Here is a 13,079-nt window from a genome sequence, read left to right as displayed (position 1 = left end):
GCCGGGTAGACCGCGGTGCCGACACCGAGAGGGGAGCACCATGACAACGGTCGGAGAGTTCATGACGACCCGGTTGGTGACGATGGCCGGCAGCGACACCCTCACCGCCGCGGCGCAGGAGATGCGCGACAGCGCCATCGGCGACGTGGTGGTGACCGATGGCGACAACGTGGTCGGCATCGTCACGGACCGGGACATCACGGTCCGGGGCGTGGCCGAGAACCTTGATCCCAGCGCGACGAAGCTCGACCAGATCACCAGCAAGGACGTCGTGACGGTCAGCCAGTACGACGACGCGGTGGCCGCCGCCGACCTGATGCGCACCTACGGGGTACGCCGGCTGCCGGTGACCGAGGACGGCCGCCTGATCGGCCTGGTGTCGATGGGTGACCTGGCCGTGGAGCGGGAGCCCCAGTCGGTGCTCGCGGACGTCAGCGCCGACGACCCGAACAACTGACCCGTCCGCCGCGGTGACGCCGGCCCCCGATTCGGGGGCCGGCGTTCGCACGTCCGGGGCTCCGGGCTGGTGACTCACCCGAACCGGGCGAGGTTGACCCCGTACCCGGGCGGGGACCCGTCCTCGGACGTCGGAGGGTGCGGATCGCGGGAGGAGTCGCCCGATGGACATGACCACGACCAGATTCTTCGAGGACCTGGACCGGCGGGGGTTCGAACCGCTGTTGGCCAAAACCTCCGGAACGCTCCGGTTCGACCTGCACGAGGGACCGCAGACCACGCACTGGCTGCTGGAGATCGACCGGGGCAACCTCCGGGTCCGTCAGGAGGACCAGGAGGCCGACACCGTGGTGGGTGCCGAGCCGCGGCTCTTCGGCGAGTTGGTCAGCGGCCAGGAGAACACCATCGCGGCGCTGCTGCGCGGGGACATGACGGTCTCCGGCGACCTGCGTCTGGTGTTGCAGGTGGAACGGATCTTCCCTGGTCCGTCGGATTCGCGCGGGCCGCACCACTCGTTTCAGAGGAGGGCTGCCTGATGCCCGGGAGCAACACCGTCCGGATCCTGGACGGCAACACGTTCGTGGTCTCCGAGGACACCGGTGACATCGAGGCCACGCCAACCGAGCCGACCGGCCTCTTCTCGATCGACACGAGGTTCCTGTCGAAATGGGTGCTGACCGTCAACGGTGAGCGCCTCAACGCGCTCTCCTACGACGACCTGCAGTACTACGAGGCCCGGTTCTTCCTGGTGCCGGGCATGGCGACGCACTACATCGACGCCAAGTTGTCGATCATCCGGGAGCGGGCGGTGGGCGGCAGCTTCCGGGAGACGCTGACGATCCTCAACCACGACGAGAAGGCGGTGGACCTGGAGATCCGGATGGACGCCGGCTCCGACTTCGCCGACCTCTTCCAGGTCAAGGACGAGATCCTCAACAAGAAGGGCGAGACCTACGCCGAGGCGGAGTCCGACAAGCTGCGGCTCGGCTACCGACGGGGCAACTTCCGGCGGGAGACGGTCATCGCCGCCTCCCGGCCGGCCCGCTACGACCGCAACGGGTTCGCCTGGACCATCCACCTGGAACCCAACGAGCAGTGGGACACGGCCATCGACGTGCAGACGCACGCGGTCGGCCCGGGCGGCCGGGACCTGCGGATGGGGCTGCGCGCGCACGGCACCGAGCGGCTGGCCCTCCAGCACGACCTGGAGCAGTGGATCGCCAAGGCGCCGAAGGTGAACAGCGAGCACGGCCAGGTGGCGTCGACGTACCGGCGCAGCCTGATCGACCTGGCAGCGCTGCGGTTCTCGCCGCTCTCGCTGGGCGGGCAGACGCTGCCGGCCGCCGGCCTGCCCTGGTTCATGACCATGTTCGGCCGGGACAGCATCTTCACCTGCCTCCAGGTGCTGCCGTTCGCGCCCGAGATGTCGAAGACGACGCTGCGCATCCTCGGCGCGTTGCAGGGCACCCGGTTCGACGACTTCCGCGACGAGGACCCGGGGCGGATCCTGCACGAGATGCGCTACGGCGAGACGGCCGCCTTCGAGGAGCAGCCGCACTCCCCGTACTACGGCTCGGTGGACGCGACGCCGCTGTTCATCGTGCTGCTCGACGAGTACGAGAAGTGGAGCGGCGACGTCGCGCTGGTCAAGGAGCTGGAACGCGAGTGCCGGGCCGCGTTGAAGTGGCTCGACGACTACGCCGACCTGGTCGGCAACGGCTACATCTGGTACGAGCGGCGCAACACCGACACCGGCCTGGAGAACCAGTGCTGGAAGGACTCCTGGGACTCCCTCTCGTACTCCGACGGCACGCTGCCGCCGTTCCCGCGGGCCACCTGCGAGGTGCAGGGGTACGCGTACGACGCGAAGGTGCGGGCCGCCCGGCTGGCCCGGGAGTTCTGGGGCGACCCCGCGTACGCCGACCAGCTGGAACGCGAGGCGGCGGAGCTCAAGGAGCGGTTCAACCGGGACTGGTGGGTGGCCGACGGCGGCTTCTACGCCCTGGGGCTGGACCCGAACGGCCGGCAGTGCGACGTGCTCAGCTCCAACATCGGTCACCTGCTGTGGAGCGGCATCGTGCAGGAGGACCGGGCGGGGCAGATCGCCGCGCACCTGGTCGGCCCGCGGCTCTTTTCCGGGTGGGGCGTACGCACGCTGGCCGAGGGCGAGGTCCGCTACAACCCGATCGGCTACCACAACGGCACGATCTGGCCGTTCGACAACTCGTTCATCGCCTGGGGTTTGCGCCGATACGGCTTCGCCGAGGAGGCCGCCACCGTCGCCAACGGCATCCTGGACGCGGCGCGGTACTTCGACGGGCGGCTGCCGGAGGCGTTCGGCGGCTACCAGCGGGAGCTGACCAAGTTCCCGGTGGAGTATCCGACGGCGTGCAGCCCGCAGGCCTGGTCGACCGGGACCCCGCTGCTGCTGATCCGGACGATGCTGGGGCTGGAACCGCACGAGGGGCACCTCGCGGTGGACCCGCGGCTGCCGGTCGGCATGGGTCGCATCGAGGTGCTGGACATCCCGGGCCGGTGGGGCCGGGTGGACGCCTTCGCCCGGGGCCGGCTGGACCTGCACAACCTCGCCTCCTGACCCGAGGCGCCCGCGCGCCGCCGGCCGGGAGGCCGGCGGCGCGCCGCCGTGGGCTCAGTGCCCGGGCAGCAGCGCGTCGCCGTGCGCCTCGCTGCGGGGGAGCAGGCAGAACTCGTTGCCCTCCGGGTCGGCCAGCACGGTCCACCGGGGCAGCTCGCGGACCACGGTCGCGCCCGCCTCCAGCACGGCAGCCCGTTCCTCCGCGTCGCCGACCAGGTCCAGGTGGATCCGGCCGGCGCCGGGCAGGTCCTCGACGGGGCTGATCCAGACGTCGGGCCGGCGGCCGGCGGGGTCGCGCAGCAGCACCGACTCGTCCGGCTCCAGCGACCGGTCGGCCAGCTTCGCCCGGTCCTCCTCGACCACGGGCAGCCCGGTCACCGTGCTCCAGAACGGGGCGAGCAGGTAGGGATCCCGGCAGTGGATGACGATCGCGGTGAGATCGGGCATGCCCTGCACCGTAGTCGGCTCAGGCGGGCGGGAGGACGGTGTCCAGGAACGCGGCGGTGACCGCCCGGATGTCGGGGCGGGCCAGGTCGAGCGCGTGCCCGCCGTGGGTGAGCCAGAGGTGCGCCGGGTGGCCGGCGGCGAGCAGCCGGGTGGCCAGCCCGACCGACTGGGCGGCCGGCACGGCGGCGTCGTCGCGGCCGTGCACGAGCAGCACCGGCACGCCCGAGCCCAGGTGGCTGGCGACGGTGGCGTCGACGGTCGCCGGATCACCGGAGGCGGGCGGGTGGCCGAGCAGGCCCGCCCAGGGGTCGTCGTGCCGGCGCAGCCGCCGCCACTGAGGTTCCAGCGGGTCGACCGGCGCCCAGTAGGCCAGCACGCCCCGGACGTCGCCCGGCCGGTCCACCCCGCGCAGGCCCAGGTGCAGGGCCAGCATGGCGCCGGCCGAGTCCCCGCCGACCAGCAGCGGCAGCCCGCCCGCCGTGGCGCGGGCGGCCCGCGCGGCGGCGCGTACGTCGTCGAGCTGGGCCGGCCAGCCGGCCTCGGCCGCGAAGCGGTAGGTCGCGGGCACCACCCGCAGCCCGAGCGGGGCGAGCGCGGCCCCGTCCTCCTCGGAACGGGCCCGCCACCCGCCGCCGTGGATCCAGAGCAGTGCGCCGCGATCGGTCATCCCGCCATGCTGGCCGCACCGGCGCGCCGCCCGCCACCCGCTCTGCCGACGGCAGAGCGAGGGGACTTCCGCCCCTACGGTCCCGTAACCTACTCGGGGTAAAGTTGGCGGATGCCGGAACTCGTGTACCCGCCCGTGATCCTCGCCGCCAAGACGATGTTCCGCGCTCTCGACCTGCGCCTGCGCGTCGACGGCAGCCACCACGTGCCGCGCACCGGCGGGGCGGTGCTGGCCTCGAACCACGTCAGCTACCTCGACTTCATCTTCTGCGGGTACGGCGCCCGGGACTCCGGCCGGCTGGTCCGGTTCATGGCGAAGGACTCGGTCTTCCGGCACAAGGTCTCCGGCCCCCTGATGCGGGGCATGAAGCACATCCCGGTGAACCGGGCCGCCGGCGCCGGCTCGTACGCCTCGGCGGTGAGCGCGCTGCGCCGCGGCGAGGTGGTCGGCGTCTTCCCGGAGGCGACGATCAGCCGCTCCTTCATGGTCAAGGACCTCAAGAACGGCGCGGCCCGGATGGCCCAGGAGGCCGGCGTGCCGTTGCTGCCGGTCGCGCTCTGGGGCACCCAGCGGCTGTGGACCAAGGGGCGGCCGCGCACCCTCACCCGGCGGCACACCCCGATCACCATCCTGGTGGGCGAACCCATGGACCCCGCCGCCTACCCGGACGGCAACGCCCTGACCGCCGAGCTGCGCACCCGGCTCACCGCGCTGGTCGACCGGGCCCAGCGCGAATACCCGGACCAGCCCGCCGGCCCGGACGACACCTGGTGGCAGCCCGCCCACCTGGGCGGCACCGCGCCCACCCCCGAGCAGGCCGCCGAGCTGGACCGCCCGGGCCGCCGCGCCCCCACCCCCTGACCCGCGCCGGGGCACCCGCACCTGGCCGGATCGTTCCGCATCCCGGCATGATGGTGTCTGCCGGCCCGGCGCCCGCCCGGCCAGGATCGAGCCCATGAGCAGAGCAGCACTCGTCGTCATCGACGTTCAGGAGTCCTTCCGGCAGCGCCCGATCTGGGCCTACGCCTCCCAGCCGGACATCGTCGACCAGGTGAACCGGCTCGTCGACGCGGCCCGCCGCCGGGGCGACCTGGTGGTCTGGGTCCTGCACGCCGAGCCGGGCACCGGTGGCGTCTTCGACCCGGCCTCCGGGCACGTCCGGCTGATCGACGGCCTCGCCCCGGTGCCCGGGGAGCCGACGCTGGTCAAGACCTCGCACAATGCCTTCACCACCACGAACCTCCAGCAGGTGCTCACCTTGGCCGGGATCCGCGCGGTCACGGTCTGCGGCATCCGCACCGAGCAGTGCGTGGAGACCACCGCCCGCGTCGGCTGCGACCTCGGGTACGAGATGACGTTCGTGACCGACGCGACGGTCACCTTCCCCACCCCGCACCGGGACCTGCCGGCCGACGCCCCGCTGGAGCGGATCCTGGCCGACCCGCGCACCCTTTCCACCGCCGAGATGACCGCCCGCACCGAGTACGCCCTGGCCGGCCGGTTCGCCACCGTGCGCACCGTCGCCGACGTCGTGCGACAACTCCAGCTCGGCGCCTCTGACGCCGCGCCGCGACCTGGAGCTGTCGTGGACGCGCTCCCGATCGGCGCCTGATCCCATGAGCCGGGTCGACCCGCGACTCCAGCCCGGCGCGCCGGGCGCCGCGCCGCGACCGGGAGCCGTCGTGTTCCTCCTGGTGCCGCAGCTGCACCTGCTGGATCTCGCCGGGCCGGCCCAGGTCTTCTCCGCCGCCGCCGACCTCGGGTACGACTACCGCCTGCACTACGTCGCCGCCACCACCGAGGTGCCGACCGTGCAGGGGGTGTCGCTGCGGGCCACCGTCGACTGGCCCGCGCTGCACCGCGACGACCTGGTCGTCGTACCCGGGTGGCGGCTGTCGGCGCACGGCCCGGCGGGGCCGGTCGGGCCGGACGAGCTGCGGCGGCTGGCGGAGCACCACGCGGCCGGCGGCACCGTGGCGAGCGTCTGCGCGGGCGCCTTCGCGCTCGCCCGGGCCGGCCTCCTCGACGGGCGGCGGTGCACCACCCACCACGACGTGCAGGACGAGCTGGCGCGGCGGCACCCGGCGGCCCGGGTGGTCCGGGACGTGCTTTACGTGGTCGACGACCGGGTGGTCAGTTCCGCCGGCATCGCCAGCGGCATCGACGTGGCGCTGCACCTGGTCGCCACCCGGCACGGCCCCGCCGTGGCGGCCCGGATCGCCCGCACCCTCGTCGTGTACGCCCGCCGCAACGGCCACGAGCAGCAGGCGAGCGCCATGATGCGGCACCGGTCGCACCTCTCCGACGCGGTGCACCGGGCGCAGGACCTGATCGACGCGCACTACGCCGAGCCGCTGCCGCTGGCCGAGTTGGCCGCCGCCTGCGGGGTCGCCGAACGCACCCTGAGCCGGCTGTTCCGGCAGGCCACCGGGCTGACCCCGCTCGGCTACCAGCAGCTGCTGCGGGTGGAACGGGCCGAGCACCTCATCGGGCACGGCGCCACCGTGGACGCCGCCGCCCGCACGGTCGGCTTCACCGACGCCCGGATGCTGCGCCGGCTGCGCGCCCGGGGACGCACCGACCCGGCCGCGCTGCGGCTGGTCGGCTGAGCGCGGGTCAGCAGGCGGAGCCGGGGCGGTCCCGCGCCGGGACGTCCTGGCGGGGCCAGGCCGGCGGCTCGGCCACCGCCGGGCGGTAGTAGTCCTCCCGGGACAGGAACTCGACCGGCAGCGAACCCGGCAGGGTCACCGCACCCCGGGTCGGGCCGGGCGTCGGGCTCACCCGGACCGCCAGGGTGTCCCGCTCCGGCGGGGAGAGGTCGACCAGTTCGGGGCGGGCCAACCGGAACGCGGCCACCGAGCGGCGTACCTGCCGGGTCAGCGCGGCGACCAGGTCGACCGGGCCGGCGAGCGCCAGCGCCGGCTGCCGGATGGTGCGCAGCGCGTCGCAGACCACCCGCAGCTCGCCGGTGCCGTCGGGGCTCTCGGCCAGCTCCAGCCGGGACGGCCACTGCCAGCGGATCTGGCCGCTGACCAGGCGGGACAGCCGGACCGGGCGCCGGTGCCGGGCGTCCGTCCGGCCGTCCCGCCCGGAGACCAGGGACAGCTCGGAGCCGGTGCAGACGTACGCCAGCCGCCGGTCGGTCACAGTGACCGTCGCCGGGGTGGGCAGCGCCCAGGACCGGAGGTCGTCGGTGGGGCCGAGCAGATGACCGGCCACCAGCAGCCGGTGCTGCCCGAGCCGCCGCTCGCCCGGCTCCGGGAGCAGCGCGTAGCGCCGGTCGAGCAGGGGATGGGTGGGATCGTCATCCGCGTCGAAGCGGTGCGGCCCGATGAAGAAGGGTGCGGCGTCCTCCTGCACGGTCACGACCTCCCGGTGGCGGTTGGCGATACGTCGAGCCTGGCCCACCCGGGGGTGGCTGTCATGACACCCGTTAGGGGGTCGGCCGGTCGGCGGACGCCTGTGACCGGTAGATGCCGATATCTTCCGGCCGGACGAGGCCGTCCTCAATCGCCCGGGCGAGCAGCGCCGCCTTCGTGGCCGCCGGCCGCCCCGCCCGGGTGTACTTGATCCGCGCCCGGTCCACGTACTGCTTCACGGTGTGCTCGCTGATCCGCATCCGGCGCGCCACCGACGCCTTCGACATCGACTGGAACCACAGCAGCAGCGCCTCGCGCTCCTTGTCCGACAGGGCCGGCCGGTCGGGGCGCGGATCGCCCACGATCGCCCCGGCCAGCGCCGGCGGCACGTACGGGCGGTCGCTCGCCGCGGCGAGCACGGTCGCCACGCAGTGCTCCCGACCCTCGTGCTTGGCCAGGAACGCCACCGCGCCGGCGTCCAGCGCGGCCAGCATCGTCTCCGGGTCGGTGTGCTCCGAGTAGACCACCACCCGGCGGCCCGCCGTGCTCAACTCGGCGAGCTTGTCGAGCACCATCCGCCCGTGCAGCCGCAGGTCGAGCAGGACCACCGCGGCCTCCGGGGCGGCCCGCAGCACCATGTCCGGATCGTCCCCGGTGGCCAGCACGCGCAGCCGCGGCTCCCCGGCCAGCCAGGCCCGTACCCCGTCGATCACGACCGGATGGTCGTCCACGATCGCCACGCCCACCGGCTGCCCGCCGGTCACGTCCTCCGCCACCGCGTCTGCGTCCATCTGATCTCCCCGTCCCGCTCGTGCAGGTGTTCCACCGGCCCGTCCCCGTCCCCGCCGGGCGGGCCGGTCGCGTCCGGCCCGTCGTGGTCGGGGGTGACGAGGCTGACCACCACCTCGTCCGGGCCGGCCACCACGGTCAGCCGGGCCCAGCCCCGGGCGCCCGCGAGCGCCGCGGTCGCCGGGTCGGCCAGCCGCCGGCGGACCTCGACCGGCAGCTCCGGCGGCGCCCCGACGGCGACCAGCTCGATCGGCAGGCCGTTCCGTTCCGCCAGGTCCGCCGCGGCACGCAGCTCGTGCAGCAGCGGATCCGGCACGTCGTCCGACTCGGCGATCAACCGGCGCAGCCGGGCCGCCGCCAGCACGGCGCGGCGGCGTACCGCCGGGTCGGCCGGGTCGGCGTCACCGGCCGCCAGGGCGGCCAGCACCTCCTCGGCGGTGCCGCTGGCCAGAGCCAGGCGCGCCTGCCGCTCCCGCTGGGCCCGTTCCGCCGCGTCCCGTTCCGCCTCCACGGCCAGAGCCGCCGCGGCGGTGGAGGCCCGGTCCCGGGCCAGCGCGGCGATCGCCGCCGCCCCGGCGAAGACGGCCACCGGCAGCGACGAGGTGCCGTAGACGTACATGGCGTAGCGGCTGAGGTCGGCCGGGGCGGTCGCGCCGTGCAGGACCGCCGCGGCCAGGGCGATCGTCGCGTGTGCGGCGAGCAGCGCGAGCAGCCAGCCCACCGGCCGCCGCCAGAGCACCAGCAGGAAGAACCACGCCAGGCCGCCCCACACCCAGTTGCCGGCGGTGAAGAGCTGCCGCTCACCGGCCGCCGCGAAGACCACCCCGTCGACGACCAGCAGGGCAACCGCCAGCAGCCGGGCCGGCGGCAGCCCGCCGCGCAGCAGGCGTACGCCGGCCGCGACGCCGACCGCCGCGGTCACCAGCCAGCCGGCGGCGACCACCGGCGGGGCGGCCAGCCGGGACCACGAGGTGAGCAGCCCCGGCAACCCGATCGCCAGGTGCCAGGCCAGCGCGATGACCACCGCCGCGATCCGCGCGCCCCGGTCCGAGGCGTCGCCCACCGCGTGCGCCGCGGTCGCGGCCGCCCCCGGCCCGGCGCGCTCCGGCGCCCGCTGCCGCACGATCGCCGGAACCGCCGTGCCGGTCCCGAGCGCTCCCGAGTCAGTGGCCACCGGACCACTCCAGCCGGATCCGGGTGCCGGCGCCAGGAGCGGAGGTCACGACCGCGCGGCCGCCCACCGAGGACATCCGGCCGTGGATCGACTCGCGCAACCCGTACCGGTGGGCCGGGACGGTGGCCGGGTCGAAGCCGGGGCCGTCGTCGGCCACCTCGACCACGACGGTGTCGGCGTCCCCGGTCAGGCGCAGCGTGGTGGCGGCGCCCGGCGCGTGCCGGACCACGTTGGCCAGCGCGGCGGCGGCGCTGTCGGCGAGCGCCGCGGCGACCGTCGCCGGCACCCGGCACGGCGCGAGCGCCGCGTCCACGGTCAGCTCGGGCAGCCGGGTGAGGACCGCCCGCAGGCGCTCGTCGAGGGCCACCGCGCCGGCCGGCGTCGCGCGCGCGTCGGCCAGGGCCGTGAGGGTACGCAGATCGGCCGCGCACCGCTCGCGCAGCGCGGCGGACGGGCCGGGCACCGCGCCGAGCCCGACCATGGTGAGCGTGGCGAGGACGGTGTCGTGCAGGTCCCGGTTCTGCCGCCGCTCGGCCTCCCGGGCGGCCCGCCCCACCACGGCCTCCCGCGAGAGCCGCTGATAGTCGGCGAAGGCGGCGTCGGCGCGCCCGATCCGGCGGCGCATGACCGCCGTCATCACGGCCGCGCAGCCGGTCTGGACCAGCAGCGTCCCGGCGTGCGCGCGCGCCTCGACCGGGTTGCCGGCCAGCGCGGCGCCGGTCGCGTAGGCGGCGGTGACCAGCAGCCCGGCCGGGACCGACCAGCGGGCCGGGGCGGTGGCCTGCGCATTGATCACGGTGGTGCTGGCCAGCACCGCCATCCAGCTCCCCTCGCCGGGCAGCACCTCCGGCGCGACCAGCCAGGGGATCGCCAGCCCGGCCGCGGTGGTGAGCGCCACGTCGCCGGCCACCAGGGCGCCGGTGAACCCGTACCGGAGCGCGCGGGCCGCGTACCAGACCGACCAGGCGGTGAGCGCGACGATCGCCGGAACCAGCAGGGCCACCCGGACCGGCGGGGTGCGCACCGACAGCGCGACCACCGCGGCGACCAGCCCGCAGGTGAGCCGGAGCAGTGCCGGCAGCGTCGTGAAGATCAGGGTGAACGCGCCGCCCGCCGGCCGGTCCAGCGGGGACGGCGGCAGGGTCGTGGCGGCTACGACCGGCATCGGGGGAGGTGTCCTTCCGGCAGCGACCCGGTCGGGTCCGCACGGTAGATCGACGCCGGAGAATAACACGCCTACCGGGACCTGGTCACCCTCGGTACGCGGCGCGTCGCTATGCAGATGTCCCGCCGGCCGGCCGGCTCCGGTCCGCTCCGGTGTGGGCCACGGCGAGCAGGTGGGCGCTGGCCCCGAGCACCGCCGGATCCCGCTCGAACGCCTCGGCGCACGCCACCGCGTCGGCGAAGAGCCGCTCGGCCGGGCCGGTGCCGAGCGCGTTCAGCACCGGCCACAGCGGACCCTCCACCCCGTACACCGCCGGGACCGGCAGGCCGGCCGCGACGAACTCGTCCACCACCTGCGCCGGCCGGTGGAAGTAGGCCGTCGTGAAGCCGCTCCGCGGGTCGTTCACCCCGGTGGCGTACTCCCCCCGCAGCAGCGCACGGTTGTGCTCGTCCACCCGCCCCTGAACGGTCAGGTCCATGAGGGCCGCGTTGCGGCTGATCACGGCCGCGAGCACCGGGCCACCGGGCCGGGTCAGCCGGGCCGCCTCGCGCAGCGCCGCCACCCGGTCCGCCCGGTCGGGCAGGTGGTAGAGCGGGCCGAGCAGCAGGGTGGCGTCGGCCGCGCCGTCGGGCAGCGGCAGGCTCCGCGCGTCACCCACGGTCGCGGTGATCCCCGGGTACGTCGCCCGGGCCGCCGCGACGTGCGCCGGCACCAGGTCGACCAGGTGCACCCGGTGCCCGGCCGCGGCGAGCCAGCCCGCGTACGCGCCGGGGCCACCGCCGACATCCAGCACCTCGGCCGGCGGCGCCGGCAGCAGCCGGGTGAGCAGGTCGCGCGTGCGCCACGCCTCCAGCCGTCCCTGCGGCGACCGGTCCAACCGGTCCGCCTCGACGAAGACCTCCGTGTAGTAGCGCGTGATGTCCGGCTCGGCGGGTCGATGCTGCGGCATCCATCGATGGTGGACGCCCCTCGGCGGCCGGTCACCCGGTTTTTACCGTCCGGGCCGCTGGCGCGGTGCTCCTACCCTGCGGACATGGCGTACCAACCGGCCATGGTGCCGCCCAGGAAGTCGAACACGACCCGGGTCGTGCTCACCGTCGTCGGCGTGGTGCTCGCGCTGTGCTGCGTGGGCGGCGTCGTCGGCGGCTTCGTCCTCTACCGCGTGGTGCAGGACGCCACCGGTCCGGCCCGGACCGCCGTGGACACCTTCGCCGGCGCGCTGGTCAGCCGCGACTACCCCACGGCGTACGGCCAGCTCTGCGGGCGGGTGCGCGACCGGGTCAGCCAGGAGGACTTCGTCCGGCAGCAGTCCGCTCAGCCCGCGCTGACCGGCTATCGGATCGTCGGGTTGCAGGTAACGAACAACAACGGACGGGTCGGGGGCTCGGCACAGGTCCGCTTCACCCCGAGCAGCGGCACCACCACGACGCAGGCGTTCGTCCTCGTCAAGGAGGACGGCGGCTGGCGGATCTGCGAGTGACGGTCCGGCCGGGCGCCGCTGTGACATCCACGGTGGGTGAGCGCTACCCACCACCTACCGGGGCGCCTCGTCGGCGCGCCCGCGCAGCCACTCCAGCGCAGGCTCGGCGTGGCGCAGCACCGAGATGTGCCCGTCCTCCGGGTAGCGGCGCAGCTCGGCGGTGGGACAGCACCCGGCCAGCCACTCGGCGTGGGCCACCGGCGCGACCCCGTCCCGCCCGCCGTGCACCAGCAGCACCGGCGGCGTCACCTCGGCGGGGTCGAAGCCCCACGGATGCACGTACGCCAGGTCGTCGTCGATCAGCCCGCCCGGGCCGGCCCGCACCGCCGGGCCCACCACACTGTCGAACCAGGACCACTCGCCGTGCAACGCGGCCAGGTCGGCCGGGGTGAACTCCGGGTCGTACGCGACGCCCGAAGCCTCATGCGCCTCCTTGGCCGCCCGCCCCGCGGCGGCCGCCCGCAACGACGCCACCCCGGCGGGCACCATGTCGGCGAACCAGTCCAGCCCGGCCGCGCCGTACGGGGCCAGGCCGGCGCCGACCACCACCGCGACCACCCGGTCGGGCAGGAGCGCGCCGCAGGCCAGGGCGTGCGGGCCGCCGCCCGAGTGGCCCAGCACCGCGAACCGGTCGAGACCCAGCGCGTCGGCCACCGCGGCGACGTCGGCGGCCGCGGAGGCGATGTCGCGCCCCGGCAGCGGCGTCGACCCCCCGTAGCCGGGGCGGTCGTGGGAGACCCAGCGGAGACCGAGCCGGTCGGCCGCCGCGAACAGCGGCGCGGGCGGAGCGCCGATGTTCGGCGTGCCGTGGTGCCAGAAGACGGGAAGCCGGTCGGACCCGCCGGTGTCGTAGACGTGCAGCGTGCGGCCGTCGCCCAGGCGGAGATCCGTCTCGGTCACCATGAGCGGAGACTACGTCGACCCGGCTCCCACCGCCGACCCGTGT

At 75.1% G+C, this 13,079-nt stretch carries 15 protein-coding genes; 7 read left to right on the top strand and 8 right to left on the bottom strand.

The window, feature by feature from the left end:
• Positions 1 to 40: 40 nt before the first annotated feature.
• From ABZ452_RS10865 to ABZ452_RS10855, 3 genes are all read left to right on the top strand, one after another.
• Entirely contained in the window at positions 41 to 457 is a 417-nt protein-coding gene (locus ABZ452_RS10865; protein ID WP_357941233.1) for a CBS domain-containing protein, read from the top strand.
• Positions 458 to 620: 163 nt separating this feature from the next.
• Complete coding sequence (locus ABZ452_RS10860; RefSeq protein ID WP_357941231.1) at positions 621 to 992, top strand: SCP2 sterol-binding domain-containing protein; 372 nt, start codon at positions 621 to 623, stop codon at positions 990 to 992.
• Positions 992 to 3,052 carry a glycogen debranching N-terminal domain-containing protein gene (locus tag ABZ452_RS10855; protein ID WP_357941229.1) on the top strand — a complete coding sequence of 687 codons (2,061 nt, stop codon included), beginning with the start codon at positions 992 to 994 and terminating at the stop codon, positions 3,050 to 3,052. Before ABZ452_RS10860 ends, ABZ452_RS10855 begins: the two co-directional genes overlap by 1 nt.
• Before the next feature lie 54 nt (positions 3,053 to 3,106).
• Here ABZ452_RS10855 and ABZ452_RS10850 read toward each other — a convergent pair whose 3' ends face one another.
• Together ABZ452_RS10850 and ABZ452_RS10845 are read right to left on the bottom strand one after the other, a co-directional pair.
• Entirely contained in the window at positions 3,107 to 3,499 is a 393-nt protein-coding gene (locus tag ABZ452_RS10850) for a VOC family protein (RefSeq protein ID WP_357941226.1), read from the bottom strand.
• A 19-nt stretch (positions 3,500 to 3,518) separates the two neighbouring features.
• The gene (locus ABZ452_RS10845; RefSeq protein ID WP_357941224.1) at positions 3,519 to 4,166 is read right to left on the bottom strand and encodes an alpha/beta hydrolase; all 648 of its coding nucleotides are present in this window, start codon (positions 4,164 to 4,166) and stop codon (positions 3,519 to 3,521) included.
• 111 nt (positions 4,167 to 4,277) lie between these two features.
• Here ABZ452_RS10845 and ABZ452_RS10840 point away from each other — a divergent pair, with 111 nt between their 5' ends.
• The 3 genes from ABZ452_RS10840 (at position 4,278) to ABZ452_RS10830 (ending at position 6,775) form a co-directional block, all read left to right on the top strand.
• Positions 4,278 to 5,027: a lysophospholipid acyltransferase family protein gene (locus ABZ452_RS10840; protein ID WP_357941222.1), complete on the top strand. Its 750-nt coding sequence runs from the start codon at positions 4,278 to 4,280 to the stop codon at positions 5,025 to 5,027.
• Positions 5,028 to 5,121: 94 nt separating this feature from the next.
• A complete protein-coding gene (locus ABZ452_RS10835) occupies positions 5,122 to 5,778 on the top strand; it encodes an isochorismatase family protein (protein WP_357941220.1) in 657 nt (218 codons plus the stop codon).
• A gap of 4 nt (positions 5,779 to 5,782) precedes the next feature.
• A complete protein-coding gene (locus tag ABZ452_RS10830; RefSeq protein ID WP_357941218.1) occupies positions 5,783 to 6,775 on the top strand; it encodes a DJ-1/PfpI family protein in 993 nt (330 codons plus the stop codon).
• 7 nt (positions 6,776 to 6,782) lie between these two features.
• Here the strand turns inward: ABZ452_RS10830 and ABZ452_RS10825 are convergent, their stop codons facing one another.
• The 5 genes from ABZ452_RS10825 to ABZ452_RS10805 form a co-directional block, all read right to left on the bottom strand.
• Complete coding sequence (locus ABZ452_RS10825) at positions 6,783 to 7,526, bottom strand: hypothetical protein (protein ID WP_357941971.1); 744 nt, start codon at positions 7,524 to 7,526, stop codon at positions 6,783 to 6,785.
• A gap of 73 nt (positions 7,527 to 7,599) precedes the next feature.
• The gene (locus ABZ452_RS10820) at positions 7,600 to 8,316 is read right to left on the bottom strand and encodes a response regulator transcription factor (RefSeq protein WP_357941216.1); all 717 of its coding nucleotides are present in this window, start codon (positions 8,314 to 8,316) and stop codon (positions 7,600 to 7,602) included.
• Positions 8,286 to 9,488: a hypothetical protein gene (locus tag ABZ452_RS10815; protein WP_357941214.1), complete on the bottom strand. Its 1,203-nt coding sequence runs from the start codon at positions 9,486 to 9,488 to the stop codon at positions 8,286 to 8,288. Before ABZ452_RS10815 ends, ABZ452_RS10820 begins: the two co-directional genes overlap by 31 nt.
• Positions 9,478 to 10,653, bottom strand: a complete 1,176-nt coding sequence (locus tag ABZ452_RS10810; protein ID WP_357941212.1) for an ATP-binding protein — start codon at positions 10,651 to 10,653, stop codon at positions 9,478 to 9,480. Before ABZ452_RS10810 ends, ABZ452_RS10815 begins: the two co-directional genes overlap by 11 nt.
• Before the next feature lie 109 nt (positions 10,654 to 10,762).
• Positions 10,763 to 11,602 carry a class I SAM-dependent methyltransferase gene (locus tag ABZ452_RS10805; protein ID WP_357941210.1) on the bottom strand — a complete coding sequence of 280 codons (840 nt, stop codon included), beginning with the start codon at positions 11,600 to 11,602 and terminating at the stop codon, positions 10,763 to 10,765.
• An 84-nt stretch (positions 11,603 to 11,686) separates the two neighbouring features.
• Between ABZ452_RS10805 and ABZ452_RS10800 the strand changes: the two genes are divergently transcribed.
• Entirely contained in the window at positions 11,687 to 12,133 is a 447-nt protein-coding gene (locus tag ABZ452_RS10800; protein WP_357941208.1) for a hypothetical protein, read from the top strand.
• Between the two features lie 54 nt (positions 12,134 to 12,187).
• On the opposite strand, the gene ABZ452_RS10795 is transcribed toward ABZ452_RS10800, so the two are convergent.
• Positions 12,188 to 13,036 carry an alpha/beta hydrolase gene (locus ABZ452_RS10795; protein ID WP_357941206.1) on the bottom strand — a complete coding sequence of 283 codons (849 nt, stop codon included), beginning with the start codon at positions 13,034 to 13,036 and terminating at the stop codon, positions 12,188 to 12,190.
• Between the last annotated feature and the right edge of the window lie 43 nt (positions 13,037 to 13,079).

It is taken from the genome of Micromonospora sp. NPDC005707, from assembly GCF_040631005.1.
Taxonomy (GTDB): domain Bacteria; phylum Actinomycetota; class Actinomycetes; order Mycobacteriales; family Micromonosporaceae; genus Micromonospora.
Note: the sequence above shows the minus strand (reverse complement) of the source record. Positions and strands in the feature narration are given on the sequence as shown.

What these genes read in the sequence shown, in the direction of transcription:
- ABZ452_RS10830 (WP_357941218.1), top strand. Translation starts at nt 5,783, where the DNA reads ATGAGCCGGGTCGACCCGCGACTCCAGCCCGGCGCGCCGGGCGCCGCG.
- ABZ452_RS10810 (WP_357941212.1), bottom strand. Translation starts at nt 10,653, where the DNA reads ATGCCGGTCGTAGCCGCCACGACCCTGCCGCCGTCCCCGCTGGACCGG.
- ABZ452_RS10835 (WP_357941220.1), top strand. Translation starts at nt 5,122, where the DNA reads ATGAGCAGAGCAGCACTCGTCGTCATCGACGTTCAGGAGTCCTTCCGG.
- ABZ452_RS10865 (WP_357941233.1), top strand. Translation starts at nt 41, where the DNA reads ATGACAACGGTCGGAGAGTTCATGACGACCCGGTTGGTGACGATGGCC.
- ABZ452_RS10805 (WP_357941210.1), bottom strand. Translation starts at nt 11,602, where the DNA reads ATGCCGCAGCATCGACCCGCCGAGCCGGACATCACGCGCTACTACACG.
- ABZ452_RS10845 (WP_357941224.1), bottom strand. Translation starts at nt 4,166, where the DNA reads ATGACCGATCGCGGCGCACTGCTCTGGATCCACGGCGGCGGGTGGCGG.
- ABZ452_RS10795 (WP_357941206.1), bottom strand. Translation starts at nt 13,036, where the DNA reads ATGGTGACCGAGACGGATCTCCGCCTGGGCGACGGCCGCACGCTGCAC.
- ABZ452_RS10860 (WP_357941231.1), top strand. Translation starts at nt 621, where the DNA reads ATGGACATGACCACGACCAGATTCTTCGAGGACCTGGACCGGCGGGGG.
- ABZ452_RS10840 (WP_357941222.1), top strand. Translation starts at nt 4,278, where the DNA reads ATGCCGGAACTCGTGTACCCGCCCGTGATCCTCGCCGCCAAGACGATG.
- ABZ452_RS10820 (WP_357941216.1), bottom strand. Translation starts at nt 8,316, where the DNA reads ATGGACGCAGACGCGGTGGCGGAGGACGTGACCGGCGGGCAGCCGGTG.
- ABZ452_RS10850 (WP_357941226.1), bottom strand. Translation starts at nt 3,499, where the DNA reads ATGCCCGATCTCACCGCGATCGTCATCCACTGCCGGGATCCCTACCTG.
- ABZ452_RS10800 (WP_357941208.1), top strand. Translation starts at nt 11,687, where the DNA reads ATGGCGTACCAACCGGCCATGGTGCCGCCCAGGAAGTCGAACACGACC.
- ABZ452_RS10855 (WP_357941229.1), top strand. Translation starts at nt 992, where the DNA reads ATGCCCGGGAGCAACACCGTCCGGATCCTGGACGGCAACACGTTCGTG.